19 protein-coding genes and 1 pseudogene are annotated in these 18,882 nt (G+C 63.6%); 14 read left to right on the forward strand and 6 right to left on the reverse strand.

Annotated features, from left to right (window positions below):
- Positions 1–35: 35 nt before the first annotated feature.
- The 6 genes from rnc (at position 36) to tadA (ending at position 5,379) form a co-directional block, all read left to right on the forward strand.
- The gene (gene rnc / locus MOQ67_RS06715) at positions 36–725 is read left to right on the forward strand and encodes a ribonuclease III (protein WP_026139742.1); all 690 of its coding nucleotides are present in this window, start codon (positions 36–38) and stop codon (positions 723–725) included.
- The gene (gene era, locus MOQ67_RS06720) at positions 718–1,620 is read left to right on the forward strand and encodes a GTPase Era (protein ID WP_003210432.1); all 903 of its coding nucleotides are present in this window, start codon (positions 718–720) and stop codon (positions 1,618–1,620) included. Before rnc ends, era begins: the two co-directional genes overlap by 8 nt.
- A 156-nt stretch (positions 1,621–1,776) precedes the next feature.
- Positions 1,777–2,466, forward strand: a complete 690-nt coding sequence (recO, locus tag MOQ67_RS06725; RefSeq protein ID WP_017844545.1) for a DNA repair protein RecO — start codon at positions 1,777–1,779, stop codon at positions 2,464–2,466.
- A 52-nt stretch (positions 2,467–2,518) separates the two neighbouring features.
- Positions 2,519–3,262 carry a pyridoxine 5'-phosphate synthase gene (gene pdxJ / locus MOQ67_RS06730; protein ID WP_017844546.1) on the forward strand — a complete coding sequence of 248 codons (744 nt, stop codon included), beginning with the start codon at positions 2,519–2,521 and terminating at the stop codon, positions 3,260–3,262.
- A 237-nt stretch (positions 3,263–3,499) separates the two neighbouring features.
- Positions 3,500–4,882: a multicopper oxidase family protein gene (locus MOQ67_RS06735; RefSeq protein ID WP_448675887.1), complete on the forward strand. Its 1,383-nt coding sequence runs from the start codon at positions 3,500–3,502 to the stop codon at positions 4,880–4,882.
- Positions 4,882–5,379 (forward strand): tRNA adenosine(34) deaminase TadA, encoded by a 498-nt coding sequence (gene tadA / locus MOQ67_RS06740; protein ID WP_017844548.1) that lies wholly within the window; start codon positions 4,882–4,884, stop codon positions 5,377–5,379. The genes MOQ67_RS06735 and tadA overlap by 1 nt, the downstream gene beginning before the upstream one ends.
- A 141-nt stretch (positions 5,380–5,520) precedes the next feature.
- Here tadA and cmoB read toward each other — a convergent pair whose 3' ends face one another.
- From cmoB to MOQ67_RS06770, 6 genes are all read right to left on the reverse strand, one after another.
- Entirely contained in the window at positions 5,521–6,477 is a 957-nt protein-coding gene (gene cmoB / locus MOQ67_RS06745) for a tRNA 5-methoxyuridine(34)/uridine 5-oxyacetic acid(34) synthase CmoB (protein ID WP_017844549.1), read from the reverse strand.
- Positions 6,474–7,217, reverse strand: a complete 744-nt coding sequence (cmoA, locus tag MOQ67_RS06750; RefSeq protein ID WP_017844550.1) for a carboxy-S-adenosyl-L-methionine synthase CmoA — start codon at positions 7,215–7,217, stop codon at positions 6,474–6,476. Before cmoA ends, cmoB begins: the two co-directional genes overlap by 4 nt.
- A 36-nt stretch (positions 7,218–7,253) precedes the next feature.
- Positions 7,254–7,910, reverse strand: a complete 657-nt coding sequence (locus MOQ67_RS06755) for a lysoplasmalogenase (protein ID WP_046384582.1) — start codon at positions 7,908–7,910, stop codon at positions 7,254–7,256.
- Between the two features lies 1 nt (position 7,911).
- Positions 7,912–8,301, reverse strand: coding sequence for a protease inhibitor I42 family protein (locus MOQ67_RS06760; protein ID WP_017844552.1), 390 nt, complete (start codon positions 8,299–8,301; stop codon positions 7,912–7,914).
- Between the two features lie 191 nt (positions 8,302–8,492).
- Positions 8,493–10,913 carry an endopeptidase La gene (lon, locus tag MOQ67_RS06765; protein WP_017844553.1) on the reverse strand — a complete coding sequence of 807 codons (2,421 nt, stop codon included), beginning with the start codon at positions 10,911–10,913 and terminating at the stop codon, positions 8,493–8,495.
- Between the two features lie 154 nt (positions 10,914–11,067).
- The gene (locus MOQ67_RS06770) at positions 11,068–12,057 is read right to left on the reverse strand and encodes a GntR family transcriptional regulator (RefSeq protein WP_448675888.1); all 990 of its coding nucleotides are present in this window, start codon (positions 12,055–12,057) and stop codon (positions 11,068–11,070) included.
- 350 nt (positions 12,058–12,407) lie between these two features.
- On the opposite strand from MOQ67_RS06770, the gene MOQ67_RS06775 reads away from it, so the two are divergent.
- The 8 genes and pseudogenes from MOQ67_RS06775 to MOQ67_RS06810 form a co-directional block, all read left to right on the forward strand.
- Positions 12,408–13,739, forward strand: a complete 1,332-nt coding sequence (locus MOQ67_RS06775) for an amidase (protein ID WP_046488591.1) — start codon at positions 12,408–12,410, stop codon at positions 13,737–13,739.
- Between the two features lie 12 nt (positions 13,740–13,751).
- Entirely contained in the window at positions 13,752–14,630 is an 879-nt protein-coding gene (locus tag MOQ67_RS06780; protein WP_104903854.1) for a polysaccharide deacetylase family protein, read from the forward strand.
- Positions 14,631–14,789: 159 nt separating this feature from the next.
- Positions 14,790–16,130: an MFS transporter gene (locus MOQ67_RS06785; RefSeq protein WP_017844557.1), complete on the forward strand. Its 1,341-nt coding sequence runs from the start codon at positions 14,790–14,792 to the stop codon at positions 16,128–16,130.
- A gap of 10 nt (positions 16,131–16,140) precedes the next feature.
- Positions 16,141–16,902 (forward strand): SDR family NAD(P)-dependent oxidoreductase, encoded by a 762-nt coding sequence (locus MOQ67_RS06790; RefSeq protein WP_017844558.1) that lies wholly within the window; start codon positions 16,141–16,143, stop codon positions 16,900–16,902.
- A 37-nt stretch (positions 16,903–16,939) separates the two neighbouring features.
- A complete protein-coding gene (locus tag MOQ67_RS06795) occupies positions 16,940–17,689 on the forward strand; it encodes an SDR family NAD(P)-dependent oxidoreductase (RefSeq protein ID WP_424491760.1) in 750 nt (249 codons plus the stop codon).
- A 13-nt stretch (positions 17,690–17,702) separates the two neighbouring features.
- Positions 17,703–18,002, forward strand: coding sequence for a hypothetical protein (locus tag MOQ67_RS06800; RefSeq protein ID WP_017844560.1), 300 nt, complete (start codon positions 17,703–17,705; stop codon positions 18,000–18,002).
- Between the two features lie 112 nt (positions 18,003–18,114).
- A complete protein-coding gene (locus MOQ67_RS06805; protein ID WP_448675889.1) occupies positions 18,115–18,408 on the forward strand; it encodes a GTP-binding protein in 294 nt (97 codons plus the stop codon).
- 112 nt (positions 18,409–18,520) lie between these two features.
- A pseudogene (locus MOQ67_RS06810) lies at positions 18,521–18,873 on the forward strand (GTP-binding protein); the annotation flags it as partial.
- Positions 18,874–18,882: the final 9 nt, after the last annotated feature.

Genomic DNA, 18,882 nt, shown 5'->3' on the forward strand with positions numbered 1-18,882 from the left:
GGCCGCCGGTGCCACCAAACAGATATGGGTAAACCGTGAGCGTTTCTCTAAGCCGTCTCGAGCACCTGCTCGGCTACACCTTCAAGGACCAGGAACTGATGGTCCTTGCCCTCACACACCGCAGTTTTGCTGGGCGTAACAACGAACGCCTGGAATTCCTCGGTGACGCCATCCTCAATTTCGTTGCCGGTGAAGCGCTCTTCGAACGCTTCCCGCAAGCCCGTGAAGGCCAGTTGTCGCGCTTGCGTGCGCGGCTGGTGAAGGGCGAGACCCTGGCCGTGCTGGCCCGTGGTTTTGGCCTGGGCGAGTACCTGCGCCTGGGCTCCGGTGAGTTGAAAAGCGGCGGTTTCCGTCGCGAGTCGATCCTGGCCGACGCCCTTGAAGCGCTGATCGGCGCCATCTATCTGGATGCGGGCATGGAAGCGGCCAAGGCGCGCGTCACCGCCTGGCTGACGTCCGAGATCGAAACCCTGACCCTGGTCGACACCAACAAAGATCCCAAGACCCGCCTGCAGGAATTCCTGCAGTCCCGCGGGTGCGAACTGCCACGCTACGAAGTGGTGGATATCCAGGGTGAGCCCCATTGCCGCGTCTTTTTCGTGGAATGTGAAATCACCTTATTGAATGAAAAAAGCCGAGGTCAGGGTGTGAGCCGTCGTATTGCCGAACAGGTAGCGGCCGCTGCAGCACTGATTGCCCTGGGCGTGGAGAATGGCCATGACTGATTCAACCGCAACACGCTGTGGCTATGTCGCCATCGTCGGCCGTCCCAACGTGGGCAAGTCCACGCTGCTCAACCACATCCTCGGCCAGAAGCTTGCGATCACCTCGCGCAAGCCGCAGACCACCCGCCACAACATGCTGGGCATCAAGACCGAAGGCGCCGTACAAGCGGTCTACGTCGACACCCCGGGCATGCACAAAGGCGGCGAGAAAGCCCTGAACCGCTACATGAACAAGACCGCCTCGGCCGCGTTGAAAGACGTCGACGTGGTGATCTTCGTGGTCGACCGCACCAAGTGGACCGACGAAGACCAGATGGTTCTCGAACGTGTGCAATATGTCACCGGCCCGTTGATCGTCGCGCTGAACAAGACCGACCGCATCGAAGACAAAGCCGAACTGATGCCGCACCTGAGCTGGCTGCAGGAACAACTGCCGAATGCCCAGATCATGCCGATCTCGGCCCAGCACGGGCACAACCTCGAAGCCCTGGAGCGCGTGATCGCCGGCTACCTGCCGGAGAACGAGCACTTCTTCCCGGAAGACCAGATCACCGACCGCAGCAGCCGTTTCCTCGCCGCCGAACTGGTACGCGAGAAAATCATGCGCCAGATGGGCGCCGAGCTGCCGTACCAGATCACCGTCGAAATCGAAGAGTTCAAGCAGCAGGGCAAAACCCTGCATATCCATGCGCTGATCCTCGTCGAACGTGACGGCCAGAAGAAAATCATCATTGGCGACAAGGGCGAGCGCATCAAGCGCATCGGCACCGAAGCGCGCAAGGACATGGAATTGCTGTTCGATTCCAAGATCATGCTGAACCTGTGGGTGAAGGTGAAGGGTGGCTGGTCCGATGATGAGCGCGCATTGCGCTCCCTGGGTTACGGCGACCTGTAAGAACACCGCAGGGCAAAAAATGTGGGAGGGGGCTTGCCCCCGATAGCAGAGTGTCAGTCACTAAATATTTTGACTGAGCCACCGCCATCGGGGGCAAGCCCCCTCCCACATTAGGTTTGTGTCGTTTTCACTAGTGCATTCCAGCAACGAGAACCCATGTCCTCAACCCCGCCTCCCAGCCAGCCCGCTTACGTGCTGCACAGCCGCGCCTACCGCGAGACCAGCGCCTTGGTGGACTTCCTCACGCCCCAAGGTCGCCTGCGCGCGGTGTTGCGCAGTGCGCGGGGCAAGGCGGGCACTTTGGCGCGGCCATTCGTGGCGCTGGACGTGGAGTTTCGTGGCAAGGGCGAGCTGAAAAACGTCGGCCGCCTGGAAAGCGTCGGCAACTCTGCCTGGCTCAATGGCGAAGCGCTGTTCAGTGGCCTCTATCTCAATGAATTGCTGATCCGCCTGCTGCCGGCCGAAGACCCGCACCCGGCGGTCTTCGATCACTATGCCGCGACGCTGCTGGCCCTGGCCGAAGGCCGTCCGCTGGAGCCGCTGTTGCGCGCGTTCGAATGGCGCCTGCTCGACGACCTCGGCTATGGCTTCGAACTGAGTAACGACCTGCATGGCGAACCCATTGCCGCCGACGGCATGTATCGTCTGCAGGTCGACGCCGGCCTGGAGCGTGTGTACCTGCTGCAACCCGGCCTGTTCCAGGGCACCGAGCTGCTGGCCATGAGCGAGGCCGACTGGAGCGCCCCCGGCGCCTTGTCCGCCGCCAAGCGCCTGATGCGCCAGGCCCTGGCCGTGCATCTGGGCGGGCGGCCGCTGGTCAGTCGCGAGTTGTTTCGAAAGCCCTGACAACCCCGTGTATGCTGTGCAGCGTTTCTTTCCCCTTTTCAGGAGCGCTTCCGTGACCACCAGCAATCGCATTCTTCTCGGCGTCAATATCGACCACGTCGCCACGCTGCGCCAGGCCCGGGGCACCCGTTACCCAGACCCGGTCAAAGCCGCGCTGGACGCCGAAGAAGCGGGCGCCGACGGCATCACCGTACACCTGCGCGAAGACCGCCGTCACATCCAGGAGCGCGACGTGCTGCTGCTCAAGGACGTGCTGCAAACCCGCATGAACTTCGAAATGGGCGTCACCGAAGAAATGATGGCGTTCGCCGAGCGCATCCGTCCGGCGCATATCTGCCTGGTGCCGGAGACCCGTCAGGAGCTGACCACCGAAGGCGGCCTCGACGTGGCCGGCCAGGAAGCGCGGATCAAGGCTGCGGTGGAGCGTCTGTCGCAGATCGGCAGCGAAGTCTCGCTGTTCATCGACGCCGACGAGCGCCAGATCGAAGCCGCGCACCGGGTCGGCGCGCCGGCCATCGAATTGCACACCGGGCGTTATGCCGATGCGACCACGCCGAGCGAAGTCGCCGCCGAGTTGCAGCGCATTATCGACGGCGTGGCCCAAGGTCTGCGTGAAGGCCTGATCGTCAACGCCGGCCATGGCCTGCATTACCACAACGTCGAAGCCGTGGCGGCGATCAAGGGCATCAACGAGCTGAACATCGGCCACGCGCTGGTGGCGCATGCGCTGTTCGTCGGTTTCAAAGGTGCGGTCGCCGAGATGAAGGCCCTGATCCTGGCCGCTGCCAAACACTAAAAGCAATGAAGATCCAATGTGGGAGGGGGCTTGCCCCCGATAGCGGTGTGTCAGTCAACTCATCTATAGCTGACCCACCGCAATCGGGAGCAAGTCGAATCGTCGCACCGCCCCTCCCACATCAGTCCTCGGTGTTTTTGGCATGCGGCAATGCGAAGTCTTACTGTTTAGCCGTCGCAGGTGTATCGTATCTGCCCTTTGCAGGCCCTCGGCCCGCAGCAGATACGTGAGGTTGTTGTGTCCCGATCCTTTTCCCGTCGACAAATCCTGGGTGGTCTTGCCGGCCTGGCCGTAGTGGGCGTCGGTGCCGGTGGCGGCTACCGCTACTGGCTGGGGAAAGTCGCCGAGGCCGAGGCGGGACACGACTACGAACTGATCGCCGCGCCCCTCGATGTGGAACTGGTGCCGGGGCACAAGACCCAAGCCTGGGCGTTCGGCCCGTCGGCCCCCGGCACCGAGCTGCGCGTGCGCCAGGGCGAATGGCTGCGGGTGCGTTTCATCAACCACCTGCCGGTCGCCACCACCATCCATTGGCATGGCATCCGCCTTCCGCTGGAAATGGACGGCGTGCCCTACGTCTCGCAGTTGCCGGTGTTGCCCGGCGAATACTTCGACTACAAGTTCCGCGTGCCCGACGCCGGCAGCTACTGGTATCACCCCCATGTGAACAGCAGCGAAGAACTCGGCCGTGGCCTGGTCGGCCCGCTGATCGTGGAAGAGCGCGAACCCACCGGTTTCAAGCACGAACGTACCCTCAGCCTGAAAAGCTGGCACGTCGACGAAGAGGGCGCCTTTGTCGCCTTCAGCGTGCCCCGTGAAGCGGCGCGTGGCGGTACGGCCGGGCGCCTGTCGACCATCAATGGCGTGGCCCAGGCGGTGATCGATTTGCCGGCCGGGCAGATCACCCGCGTGCGGTTGCTCAACCTCGACAACACGCTGACCTATCGCCTCAATATTCCCGACGCCGACGCGCAGATCTATGCGCTGGACGGCAACCCCATCGAGCCGCGCCCCTTGGGCAAGGAATACTGGCTCGGCCCGGGCATGCGCCTCTGCCTGGCGATCAAGGCCCCGCCGGCGGGCGAAGAATTGTCGATCCGCAACGGCCCGGTGCGCCTGGGCACGTTCCGTTCGGTGGCCAACGCCGACGCGCCGAGCGCATGGCCGCCGGCGCTGCCCGCCAATCCGATCAGCGAGCCGGACCTGGCCAACGCCGAGAAACTCAACTTCAATTTCGAATGGGTCGGTTCGGTGTCGGTCAACGTCGACAACGGCAAACCGCCGAGCCTGTGGCAGATCAACGGCCAGGCCTGGGACATCACCGACAAGGCCTGCGCCGACCGCCCGATTGCCAGGCTGGAGAAGGGCAAAAGCTACATTTTCGAACTGAAAAACATGACCCAATACCAGCACCCGATCCACCTGCACGGCATGAGCTTCAAGGTGATCGCTTCGAACCGCCACACGGTGATTCCGTACTTCACCGACACCTACCTGCTGGGCAAGAACGAACGTGCCCGCGTCGCGCTGGTGGCGGATAACCCGGGCGTGTGGATGTTCCACTGCCATGTGATCGACCACATGGAAACCGGCCTGATGGCCGCCATCGAGGTAGTGTGATGCGCCAGTTTCGCCCCACGGCGATCATCGACCGCAGCCGCGACCAGGACTTCATGCGCGAAGCCCTGGCCCTGGCGGCACAGGGCGCGGCGTTGGGCGAAGTGCCGGTGGGCGCGGTGCTGGTGCAGGACGGTGTGATCATCGGCCGTGGCTTCAATTGCCCAATCAGCGGCAACGACCCCAGCGCCCATGCCGAAATGGTCGCCATCCGCGCCGCCGCCCAGGCGCTGAGCAACTATCGCCTGCCCGGCAGCACGCTGTATGTGACGCTGGAACCGTGCAGCATGTGCGCGGGCCTGATCGTGCATTCGCGCATTGCGCGGGTGGTCTACGGCGCACTGGAGCCGAAGGCGGGGATTGTGCAAAGCCAGGGGCAGTTTTTTACCCAGGGCTTTCTCAACCATCGGGTGCTGTTTGAAGGCGGGGTACTGGCCGAGGAGTGCGGGGCGGTGTTGAGCGAGTTCTTCAAGGCCCGCCGGGCTAAGCCGCCACTCTAAAGAACACTGATGAGCAAATGTGGGAGGGGGCTTGCCCCCGATGGCGGTGGGTCAGCTATAGATAAGCTGACTGACACACTGCTATCGGGGGCAAGCCCCCTCCCACATTTTTGATCTTCATTTTTTCAGGGAGATCGGGGGTCACTTTTTGGCGATGATCACCGCCCGCATAGGTGCCGGCAGCCCTTCGATGGTCTTGCTGTGATCGTCCGGGTCGAGGAAGTCACTCAGCGACTGATACTTCATCCACTCCGTCCCGCGCTGTTCTTCAACCGTGGTCACACTCACATCCACACAGCGCACCTCACTGAACCCGGCCCGGCGCAGCCACAGCATCAACGCCGGCACCGATGGCAGGAACCACACGTTGCGCATCTGCGCGTAGCGGTCTTCCGGCACCAGCACCTGTTGCTGATCGCCTTCGATCACCAGCGTTTCCAGCACCAGTTCACCGCCTTTGACCAGGCAGTCTTTCAGCGCCAGCAAATGCTCGATCGGTGAGCGACGGTGGTAGAACACGCCCATGGAAAACACAGTGTCGAAGCCTTCCAGGTTCGCCGGCAAGTCCTCGAACGGGAACGGCAGGTGCCAGGCGTTCGGCGCCGACAGGTAACGTTGCACCGCCTGGAACTGGCAGAAGAACAGCCAGTTCGGGTCCACGCCGATCACACTGTCGGCACCGGCGCCGAGCATGCGCCACATGTAATACCCATTGCCGCAGCCTACATCGAGAATGCGCTTGCCCTTCAGGTCCAGGTGCGGCGCGACCCGCGACCACTTCCAGTCCGAACGCCATTCGGTGTCCACATGCACGCCGAACAAGTGGAACGGGCCCTTGCGCCATGGGCACAGGCCCATCAATGCGCTGTGCATCTGCGCGCGCGTGGCATCGTCGCAATCGCTGTCGAGGGTCAGGCCATTGAGCAAATCGACTTCGCTGGGCTGGATCTTCGGCAATGCATCCAGCGCGCTCTGCCAGCGCTCCAGGTCGCCATGCCCCTTTTCCATCTTGCTATCGAGTTGCGCTTGCAGGCCCTGGGCCCACACGGCCAGGGGAGTGCCGACCAGATGGCGGGCGAGGGGGGACAGATCAATCATGGCAAGGCAATCAACGAGGCAAAGTTAAGACACTGGAACCACGGCACGACTTTCGAAAACCCGGCCGCCAGCAGGCGTTCGCGGTGTTCTTCGAGGCTGTCGGGCTTCATGACGTTTTCGATGGCGCTGCGCTTCTGGGCGATTTCCAGCTCGCTGTAGCCGTTGGCGCGTTTGAACGCGATGTGCAGGTCGGTGAGCAGCGCGTGTTCTTCAAGGTCATTGAAGCGCAGCTTTTCCGAGAGGATCAGCGCACCACCGGGCAACAACGCCTGGCGGATGCGCCCGAGCAACGCCAGGCGCTGATCGGGGGCGATGAATTGCAGGGTGAAGTTCAGCGCCACCACCGAGGCCGGCTGGAACTGCAGCGCGAGGATATCGCCCTCGATCACCTGGACCGGCAGCAACTCCTGGAACATCGAATCCTGGCCATTGAGGTACTCGCGGCAGCGCTCGACCATCGCCGTCGAGTTATCCACCGCGATGACGTGGCAGCCGTCGGTACGCACGTGGCGACGCAACGCCTGGGTGACCGCGCCGAGGGAGGACCCCAGGTCGTACAGCACACTGTTGGGCTGGGCGAACTGCGCGGCGAGCACGCCGAGGTTTTCGACGATGGTCGGGTAACCGGGCACCGAGCGCTTGATCATGTCCGGGAACACCCGCACCACGTCTTCGTTAAAGGCGAAGTCCGGCACCTGGGGCAGGGGCTGGGCGAATAGGCGATCGGGTTCTTTGCTCACGGTTGTTCCGGCGACGAGGGGGGAAAGGCGGGCATTTTAGCCAAGTTGCTCCTTGGATGCGCGGGTTGTCTGATGGAACGCCGAGGCGGTGATGCCCCATTGGCCGAGCCAGTAAGTGGCGATCAGCAGATACGGCGCCGCGTCGAAGCTCAGCACAAAGCGATTGATACCGATCAGCGTGTCGGAAACCACAAACGATACGGCCCCCGCCGCCGCCAGTAGCGCCGAACGCTTGGGCACCGCGCTGCCCAGTCGCGCCAGCGCCCGCCAGAGCATCGCGCTGATCACCAAGGCGTAGACCACCACCGGAATCAGCAAGTCGCCGAGGCCATGGGCGATCAGGATGCTCAGCAGCATCGCGCCGACGCCCAGCGCCAGCACCAACGGCAGCCATGCCAAGCGTCGGCAGTCGCTGAAATAGGCTTTGAGGTACGCCAGGTGCGCGCACAGAAACGCGCCCAGGCCAAAGATAAACAAGTCGCCCGGCCACGCCAGCAACACATCGCCGACCAGGGAGAAAATCAGCCCCAGGCTGATCCAGCGTCGATAGTCGCTCGGCGGCGCATCATGCAGCCAGCCCAGCAGCGCCAGCACCGGCAACGGTTTGACCAGCAGGCACAGTAACGCCGCGTGGACGGTCAGGCCGTAGATAAAGGTGCCGGCGCCCATCAACGCAAGAATCAGCCATGGCATATCAGTTCACCGTGATGGCGCAGTCGAAGGTCTCGGCCGGTTCGGCTTCCGGTTCCCAGGGTTGCTGGGAGGTCAGGCGCAAACGGCCCTGGCCGGCCGCAAAGGCCTGGAAGCGCCAGGTGGACTGGCCGCCGCCGCCGATCACGCCGGATTCCGTGCTGCTGTAGACCTCGGGCCCCAGGGCGCGCAGCACGCCGCCGGCGGAATCCTGGATGGCCCAGCGGTAGCCGGTGGTGGGGTTGCTTGGCAGGGTCAGGATCAGGTTTTGTCCGTTTTTGAGCTGGAGCGGGCAGGCGCTCTGTTTTTCCACGCTGACGTTTTGCTGCGGGGCACTGGCGCACGCGGCCAGCAGGGCAAGGCTCAAGGGGAGAAGCAGGCGGGCAGCGGTCATGAAGACTCCGTTGATGTGCGACGAAGGGCGAGCATAACCGAAGATGCGACAGGGTGTGACAAGAGGGCGGCGACGGACGCCATCGCGCGCAAGCCCGCTCCCACATCTTGGCCGCCTTCCAAAGGATGTACTCGGTCAAGTGTGGGAGCGGGCTTGCGCGCGATGACGCCCGCCCAAGCGCTAAAGGACGATCAGAACAGCACCTTGGCCACATCCGCAAAGCGCTTGGCGAAGTGGACGGTCATCCCTTCCTTCAGATACTCCGGCAATTCCTCAAAGCTGCCGCGATTCGGCTCCGGCAAGATCAACTCGTGAATCTTCTGGCGCCGCGCCGCGATCACCTTCTCACGCACCCCGCCAATCGGCAGGACATGCCCGGTCAGCGTCAGCTCGCCGGTCATGGCCACGCCTTTCTTCGGTGGCTGGTTGCGCGCCAGCGACAACAGCGCACTGGCCATGGTCACGCCAGCGCTGGGGCCGTCCTTCGGCGTGGCGCCTTCGGGGACGTGCAGGTGGACGAAGGCTTCATCGAAGAACTTCGGATCACCGCCAAACGATTTCAGGTTGGAGCTGACGTAGCTGTAGGCGATTTCAGCGGATTCTTTCATCACCTCACCCAACTGCCCGGTGAGCTTGAAGCCGCGATTGAGCGTGTGGATGCGGGTCGCCTCGATCGGCAGGGTCGCGCCGCCCATGCTGGTCCAGGCCAGGCCGGTGATCACGCCGACGCCAGACAGCACTTGTTCGTTGCGGAACACCGGGATGCCCAGGGAGCTTTCCAGGTCCTTGGTGCCGATCTTTATCACCGCGTCCGGCTCATCCAGCAGCTTGACCACCGCCTTGCGTACCAGCTTGCCCAGTTGTTTCTCCAACTGGCGCACCCCGGCTTCGCGGGCGTAGCCGTCGATCAATGCGCGCAGGGCGCCGTCGCTGATGGTCAGGCTGTTTTTCGACACGCCGGCTTTTTCCAACTGCTTAGGCCACAGGTGGCGCTTGGCGATGGCGACTTTTTCTTCGGTGATATAGCCCGACAGGCGAATCACTTCCATGCGGTCCAGCAGGGGGCCTGGGATCGAGTCGAGGGTGTTGGCGGTACACACGAACAGCACTTTCGACAGGTCCAGGCGCAGGTCCAGGTAGTGGTCGAGGAATTCGACGTTCTGTTCCGGGTCGAGGGTTTCCAGCAGCGCCGAAGCCGGGTCGCCCTGGAAGCTCTGGCCCATCTTGTCGATCTCGTCGAGCATGATCACCGGGTTCATCACTTCCACATCTTTGAGCGCCTGCACCAGCTTGCCGGGCAGGGCGCCGATGTAGGTGCGGCGATGGCCCTTGATCTCGGCCTCGTCGCGCATGCCGCCGACGCTGAAGCGATAGAACGGCCGCCCGAGGGATTCGGCAATCGATTTACCCACGCTGGTCTTGCCCACGCCCGGCGGGCCGACCAGCAGCACGATGGAACCGGCGACTTCGCCTTTATAAGCGCCCACCGCGAGGAATTCGAGGATACGACTCTTGATGTCGTCCAGCCCGGCATGGTGTTTGTCCAGGACCTTGCGCGCATGTTTCAGGTCGAGCTTGTCCTTGCCGTACACGCCCCACGGCACCGAGGTTGCCCAGTCCAGGTAGTTGCGCGTCACCGCGTATTCCGGCGAACCGGTTTCGAGGATCGACAGTTTGTTCAGTTCTTCATCGATGCGTTTCTGCGCCTGGGCTGGCAGCACTTTGCCTTCCAGGCGCTGTTCGAACTGTTCGACGTCGGCGCTGCGGTCGTCCTTGGTCAGGCCCAGCTCCTGCTGGATGACCTTGAGCTGTTCCTTGAGGAAGAATTCGCGCTGGTGCTCGCCGATCTTGCGGTTCACCTCGGCGGAGAGTTCTTTTTGCAGGCGCGCGACTTCGACTTCCTTGCGCAGCATCGGCAGGACTTTTTCCATGCGTTTGAGCATGGGCACGCAGTCCAGCACTTCCTGCAACTCATTGCCGGTGGCGGAGGTGAGGGCGGCGGCGAAGTCGGTCAGCGGCGACGGGTCGTTGGGGCTGAAGCGGTTGAGGTAGTTCTTCAACTCTTCGCTGTACAGCGGGTTGAGCGGCAGCAGTTCCTTGATCGCATTGATCAGCGCCATGCCGTAGGCCTTGACCTCATCGGTCGGCTCGGTCGGCTGGTGCGGGTATTCGACTTCCACCAGGTACGGTGGGCGATGGTGCTTGAGCCAGGTGCGAATCCGCACGCGGGTCAGGCCCTGGGCGACGAATTGCAGTTTGCCGTTTTCGCGGCTGGCGTGGTGGACCTTGACCAGGGTGCCGTACAGCGGCAGCGCGGAGGTGTCGAAATGCCGCGGGTCTTCGGGCGGCGTGTCCATGAAGAACAGGGCCAGGGAGTGATGGTCGGATTTGCTCACCAACTCCAGGGTTTCGGCCCACGGCTCTTCATTGACGATCACCGGCAACACTTGCGCCGGGAAGAACGGTCGATTGTGAATCGGGATGATGTAGACCTTGTCCGGCAGGTTCTGCCCAGGCAGGGCCAGGCCGGTATTGGACGAGTGAACCTCGGCGTTTTCAGGGTCGGCGTATTCGTTGGCGTCGTAATCGGGGGTATCTTGCTGGTCGCTCATGGGGCACCTGCATCAGGAAGTATGCAAGTTAGATGGGGCGGGCCAGCGGCGGTTTCAATGGCGGGGGCTAGATAGCAACATATTGCATGAAATTACTGCAGAGACTCGGTCAAGGTGGGAGGGGGCTTGCTCCCACAAGGTTAACCGCATGCCGTCAGCTGATTTTGTGCAGGTAGGCGGGCAGGGGCTGTTCCGGCAACACCGACAACACCTTCAACCGCTGCAACATCCGCTGCCGCGCCCGTTGCAGGTGCTCGCGCAGGTTCAGCGCCGCCGCATCGAACGCGCCGTGCAGCAACAATTCAAGGATCAAGCGGTGTTCGGCGAGCATCGCCGGGTCGGCGCCGATCCCCAGCAAGCGATAGAAAATCCGACTGATGATCATCGGGCTCTGGCCCTGGCGGATCAGCGCGGCGATCTTGCGGTTCTGCAGGCCGGCCAGGCAGCGTTGGTGCAAGTCTTCTTCGATCTGCTCGATGGCTTCCAGGCTGCACTGCAGGCTGTCCTGGGCGTCGAGCACGCGTTGCAACATGGCTTCGAGCAGCGCGCGGTCAAGGTTCGGCGCGCTCTGACGCAGCGCTTCGGGCTCCAGGCAGGCGCGCAGTTCGTAGTCTTCGGTGACTTCCCGCGCCGTCAACGGCCCGGCCAGCCATTGGGAATAGGGCTCTTTTTCCACCAGGCCACGGTCGCGCAGGCGCATCAGCGCTTCACGCACCACTGCGCGGCTGACGCCATAGTGGTCGGCGGCGGCTTGCTCATCCAAGCGGTAATGGCCAAAGGCTATGCAGGTGGACAGCGCCGCGCCGATTTCCTCGACGATCCGCTCGCCCAACGGCCGTGTATCCACCAACTCGTCCTCGTCGTTCAGGCCCAGGTGCGCAGCGCTCAGCGGCAGGCGCAGCGGTTCCATGGCCACGCCCTCGGGGTTGATCAGGTAACCGCGCCCGTTGAAACGGCAGATCAACCCTTCGGCATGCAGCAGGTCCAGCGCCTTGCGCACCGGCACGCGGCTGGTGCCGAACAATTCGGCCAGCGGCGCTTCGAGCAGGACCAAGCCGTGGCGGGCGGTGCCGTTGACGATCGCGTCACGCAAAAGCTGGTGAATCATCGCGTAACGGGAGGCCGAGGCGGACACTGCTTTCATCGTGTTCTCTGAGGTAAAGAGGTCTGGTGTATGTAGGACGAAGCCGGGGATTCTCTCATAGATGCGCCTGTCACTCCGCGCCACATCGGTGGCACTTTTTTGGGGCCTTGAATCTAGGACTGTTACTTTTCTGCACTAAAATGTACTTATTAATAAAAGATACATTATTGGTTTGGGCGTGCGTTGCAGAGTCCGCGCCAGGTTTTTTTGCTTCCTACAAAACCATCTAGCCCGGCGCTCTGGTCGATAAAGCGCAATCGCCGGAAAAACCATCGACACAGACTGGCACGAAAGCTGCCTTTATTAAATGTACATTTTATTAATATGTACGTTTTATGAGGGTCAACCTGATGTCAGACGCCACTTCAATGGCCGAGGATTTCGCCAGCGGTCGCAGCGACCCGGTGCAAGCCCTCGAACAGGCGCTCGACCACGCGAGCCGCGCGGCCGCGGTGTTTATCACCCTGACCACCGACCGCGCCCGCCGCGAAGCCGAAGCCGCCGCCGCCCGGTGGCGCGCCGGCCAGCCCTTGAGTGTGTTCGACGGCGTGCCCCTGGCCTGGAAAGACCTGTTCGACGTGGCCGGCAGCATCACCACCGCTGGCGCCGCCTACCGCCGCGACGCGCCCGCCGCCTTGCTCGATGCGCCGAGCGTGGGCCTGTTGTGCCGCGCCGGGATGGTCAGCGTGGGCAAGACCAACCTTAGCGAGCTGGCCTATTCCGGCCTTGGCCTGAACCCGCATTTCGGCACGCCGCACAACCCCCATGGGCGTGACCAGCCGCGGATTCCCGGCGGTTCATCGTCCGGTTCGGCGGTGGCCGTCGCCGCCGGCATCGTGCCCATCGCCATGGGCACCGACACCGCTGGTTCGATCCGCATCCCCGCCGCCTTCAACGGCCTGGTCGGTTACCGCAGCAGCAGTCGGCGCTACAGCCGCGACGGTGTGTTCCCGCTGGCCCGCACCCTCGACAGCCTCGGCCCGCTGACCCGCAGCGTGCGCGATGCGCTGGCCATCGACGACCTGCTCAACGGCCGCCGGCAAACCCACCGCGCCCGCAGCCTCAAGGGCCTGCGCCTGGTGCTTGAGCAACGCCTGCTGGATGACGTGCAACCGGCGGTGCGCAACAACCTGCTGCGCGCCGTCGAGCAACTCAACGCCGCCGGTGCGCTGATCGACGTGCGCCCGTGCGCCACTTTCCAGGCCACCCTGGAACTGATCCAGCAGCAAGGCTGGCTCGGCGCGTTCGAAGCCTTCGCCCTGCACGAAGCGCTGCTCGACAGCCCCGACGCCACTCGGCTCGACCCGCGTGTCCGGCGCCGCCTCGAAGCGGCGCGGTCGCTGCCGGCCAGCCGCCTGATCCAACTGATCGACGCGCGTCGCCGCCTGCAACAGCAACTGGTCGACGAACTCGACGGCGCCCTGTTGATCACCCCGACCGTCGCCCATGTCGCCCCGGCGCTGGCAGCGCTGGAAGTCGACGACGAACGCTTTGCAAGCACCAACCTCGCCACCCTGCGCCTGACCATGCCCGGCAGTTTGCTCGACATGCCCGGCGTCACCTTGCCCAGCGGCTGCGACGCCCTGGGCTTGCCCACCGGGCTGCTGCTCAGCGCCCCGACGGGGGAAGACGCACGCCTGTTGCGGGCGGCGCTGTCCGTCGAATCCCAACTGACTATCTAAGGAGACACCCCCATGGCTAAAGACATCCTCTGTGCATTCGGCGTCGACGTTGACGCCGTTGCCGGCTGGCTCGGTTCCTACGGCGGCGAAGACTCGCCCGACGACATTTCCCGCGGCCTGTTCGCCGGTGAAATCGGCACGCCGCGCCTGCTCAAACTGTTCGAGCGCTACGGTCTGCGCACCACCTGGTTCATCCCCGGCCACTCGATGGAAACCTTTCCCGCGCAGATGAAGGCGGTGGCCGACGCCGGTCACGAAATCGGCGTACACGGCTACAGCCACGAAAACCCGATCGCGATGACCGCCGAGCAAGAAGCAATCGTGCTCGACAAGTCCATCGAACTGATCACCCAAGTGACGGGCAAACGCCCGACCGGCTACGTCGCACCGTGGTGGGAATTCAGCAAGGTCACCAACGAGCTGCTGCTGAAAAAAGGCATCAAGTACGACCACAGCCTGATGCACAACGACTTCCACCCCTACTACGTGCGCAAGGGCGACAGCTGGACCAAGATCGACTACAGCCAGCACCCCGACACCTGGATGAAACCCCTGGTACGCGGCGAAGAAACCGACCTGGTGGAGATCCCGGCCAACTGGTACCTCGACGACCTGCCGCCGATGATGTTCATCAAAAAGGCGCCCAACAGCCACGGCTTCGTCAACCCGCGTCACCTCGAAGAAATGTGGCGCGACCAGTTCGACTGGGTCTACCGCGAACACGAACACGCGGTGTTCACCATGACCATCCACCCCGACGTGTCCGGCCGCCCGCAAGTGCTGCTGATGCTCGAACGCTTGATCGAACACATCCAGAGCCATGCCGGCGTGCGCTTCGTCACCTTCGACGAAATCGCCGATGACTTTATCCGTCGGCAACCGCGTACCTGATCCCCAGCCCTTGTAGGAGCGAGCTTGCTCGCGAAAAACCGGAGAACGCCGCGTGCATCCAGGATGCCCGCGTCATCGTTGATGATTTTCGCGAGCAAGCTCGCTCCTACAAGATGGGTTCAAACCGCGTAGCTGACCCCCACCTTTGAGGCGCGATTCATGTCCATCTACAACAAGCTTGACCTGACTGGCTGGAAACCCCGGCAACTGACGTCCCAGGAAGTGCGCTTCGCCACCTGGATCGCGTTTTTCGCCTGGGTGTTTGCGGTGTACGACTTCATCCTGTTCGGCACGTTGCTGCCGGAGATCGGCCGGCACTTCGGCTGGGGCGAGGTGGAGCAAGCTGAAATCGCAACCTGGGTGGCGGTGGGCACAGCGGTGGTGGCATTTGCCATTGGCCCCGTCGTCGACAAGTTGGGGCGACGCAAAGGGATCATCTTCACTGTGGCCGGTTCCGCAGTGTGCTCGGCGCTGACCGCGATCGGTGGGGCGTGGGGCAAGTCGCCGCTGATTCTGATCCGTTCGTTGGGCGGTCTGGGCTATGCCGAGGAAACCGTCAACGCCACATATTTGAGCGAGCTGTATGGCGCCTCGGAAGACCCCCGACTGACCAAGCGTCGCGGGTTTATCTACAGCCTGGTGCAGGGCGGCTGGCCGGTCGGGGCGCTGATTGCCGCCGGTTTGACCGCGCTGTTGCTGCCGATCATCGGCTGGCAGGGGTGCTTCATTTTTGCTGCGATCCCGGCCATCGTGATTGCGATCATGGCGCGCAAGCTCAAGGAGAGCCCGCAGTTCCAGATCCACCAGCGCATCAGCGAGCTGCGTAAAAGCGGCGCGGTGAGTGAAGCGCAAAACGTTGCCGTGACCTATGGCGTGGACTACGACGAGCACAGCAAAGCCGGCCTCAAAGCCGCCTTCCGAGGCCCGGCCCGCCGCGCCACCCTGGTGATCGGCGCCGCGCTGTTGCTCAACTGGGCGGCGATCCAGGTGTTCAGCGTGCTCGGCACGTCGGTGATCGTCAGCGTTCACCACATCTCGTTCGAGAACTCGCTGATCATCCTCGTGCTGTCGAACCTGGTGGGTTACTGCGGTTACCTCAGCCACGGCTGGATGGGCGACAAGATCGGCCGCCGCAATGTCATCGGCCTGGGCTGGATGCTCGGCGGGCTGTCGTTCGCCGGGATGCTGTTCGGCCCGAGCAACATGGCGATGGTGGTCGGGCTGTACAGCCTGGGCCTGTTCTTCCTGATCGGGCCGTATTCGGCGGCGTTGTTTTTTATCAGCGAAAGTTTCCCCACCAGCATCCGCGCCACCGGCGGCGCGATCATCCATGCCATGGGCCCGATCGGTGCGGTGGTCGCGGGGTTCGGCGCGACGCAAGTGTTGTCCGCCGGCAGCGACTGGCAGACCGCCGCCCTGTGGTTCGGCGCCGTGCCGTGCTTTTTGTCCGGCGTGCTGATGTTCGCCGCACGCCATGTGCGCCCGGAAACCGTGCAGTAAGGAGTGTTCGATGAACCGTAAAGTTGCCTTGATTACCGGTGCCGCCAGCGGCATCGGCCAAGCCCTCGCCGTGGCCTATGCGCGTTGCGGCGTGGCCGTGGTGGGCGGGTATTACCCGGCCGATCCCCATGACCCGCGCACCACCGTGTCCTTGGTGGAGCAAGCGGGCGGCGAATGCCTGATGCTGCCGCTGGACGTCGGCGACAGCGCCTCGGTGGACGCCCTGGCGGCCCAGGCCGTGCAGCATTTTGGCCGCCTCGATTACGCGGTGGCCAATGCCGGTCTGCTACGTCGGGCGCCGCTGCTGGAAATGACCGATCAGGTGTGGGACGAAATGCTCAATGTCGACCTGACCGGGGTGATGCGTACCTTCCGCGCAGCGACCCGGCATATGCCTGCAGGCGGTGCGCTGGTGGCGATTTCGTCGATTGCCGGCGGCGTATATGGCTGGCAGGAGCACAGCCATTACGCGGCGGCCAAGGCCGGTGTGCCGGGGTTGTGCCGCTCGCTGGCGGTGGAGCTGGCGCCGTTGGGGATTCGCTGCAATGCGGTGATCCCGGGCTTGATCGAGACGCCGCAATCGCTGGATGCGCAGAACTCCCTCGGGCCGCAAGGCCTGGCCAAGGCGGCGCGGGCGATTCCGCTGGGCCGGGTGGGCAGGGCGGATGAAGTGGCCTCGCTGGTGCAGTTTTTGACCAGTGACGCGTCGAGCTATTTGACCGGGCAAAGCATCGTCATCGACGGTGGCCTGACCGTGCGCTGGCCCGACTGACCCCACCTGGGTACTGTGTTTTTTCAGGAGTTTGTGTATGCCCCAACTGACTAACCGCCGCGCCGTGATCACCGGCGCCGGCAGCGGCATCGGTGCCGCCATCGCCCGTGCCTATGCCGCTGAAGGCGCGCGCCTGCTGCTGGCCGACCGCAATGCCGTCAACCTCGCCGAAACCGCCGTCACCTGCCGCAACCTCGGCGCGCAAGTGTTCGAGTGCCTGGCCGATGTCGGCACCGTCGAAGGCGCCCAGGCCAGTGTCGACCGTTGCGTCGAACATTTCGGCGGCATCGATATCCTGGTCAACAACGCCGGCATGCTCACCCAGGCGCGCTGCGTCGACCTTACGATCGAAATGTGGAACGACATGCTGCGCGTCGACCTCACCAGCGTCTTCGTCGCCAGCCAGCGCGCCTTGCCGCACATGCTGGCGCAGGGCTGGGGACGGATCATCAACGTCGCCTCGCAACTGGGGATCAAGGGCGGCGCCGAGCTGACCCACTACGCCGCGGCCAAGGCCGGGGTGATTGGCTTTACCAAATCCCTGGCGCTGGAAGTCGCCAAGGACAACGTGCTGGTCAACGCCATCGCGCCGGGGCCCATCGAAACGCCGCTGGTGGGCGGTATCAGCGACACCTGGAAGCGCGCCAAGGCCGCCGAACTGCCCCTGGGCCGCTTCGGCCTGGCCGACGAAGTGGCGCCGACCGCTGTGCTGCTGGCCAGCGAGCCGGGCGGCAACCTGTTCGTCGGCCAGACCCTGGGCCCGAACTCCGGCGATGTCATGCCATGAGCGGGGTATAGCCATGTGCGGACTCTGTGGGCTGCTCGGCGAAGACCTGCACTGGAGCGACCCCCTGGGCGACGAGTTGCCCCGGCGCCGCGAACGCCTGCGCCGGATCGCCGCGATCAACCAGGTGCTGGCGGTGTTCCGGCTCAAGGTCGAAGACTTCCAGGGCGCGTCGTACCTGCTGCTCGGCGCGACCGGCAAGCAGGCGTTGGCCAGTGGCCTGGATCAACTCTGGCAAGCGGCCGAAACCATGCTCGGGCGCCAGCTGGACCCCCTCGACCCGCAACTACTCGATCACTTGGAATGCCCCTTGTAGGAGCGAGCTTGCTCGCGAAAAGCCCGAGAGCGCCGCGAGCATCCAGGATGCCCGCGTCATCGTTGACGATTTTCGCGAGCAAGCTCGCTCCTACAGGGGGCGGAGGTAACATATGAGTATTGCCCTCAACGTCATCACCGGCTTCCTCGGCAGTGGCAAGACCAGCTTGCTCACGCGCCTGCTGCCGGGCGAAAGCCTCGGCGACACGGCGCTGCTGATCAATGAGTTCGGCGACGTCGGCAGCGACCACCTGCTGGTGCAAGAGGTGGCGCCGGACACGGTGCTGCTGCCCGGGCGTGTTCATATCGGCCTGGATCAACTCTGGCAAGCGGCCGAAACCATGCTCGGGCGCCAGCTGGATCCCCTCGACCCGCAACTACTCGATCACTTGGAATGCCCCCTGTAGGAGCGAGCTTGCTCGCGAAAAGCCCGAGAACGCCGCGTGCATCCAGGATGCCCGCGTCATCGTTGACGATTTTCGCGAGCAAGCTCGCTCCTACAGGGGGCGGAGGTAACATATGAGTATTGCCCTCAACGTCATCACCGGCTTCCTCGGCAGTGGCAAGACCAGCTTGCTCACGCGCCTGCTGCAGGGCGAAAGCCTCGGCGACACGGCGCTGCTGATCAATGAGTTCGGCGACGTCGGCATCGACCACCTGCTGGTGGAAGAGGTCGCGCCGGACACGGTGCTGCTGCCCGGCGGCTGCGTGTGCTGCTCGATTCGCGGCGAACTCAAAGACGCATTGCTCAGCCTGCGGCGCCGATCCTCGCGACCTTCAACAACGACGTGCAACTGCGCGGGCGTGTTCATATCGGCCTGGATCAACTCTGGCAAGCGGCCGAAACCATGCTCGGGCGCCAGCTGGACCCCCTCGACCGC

This window comes from Pseudomonas sp. LY-1 (genome assembly GCF_053502595.1).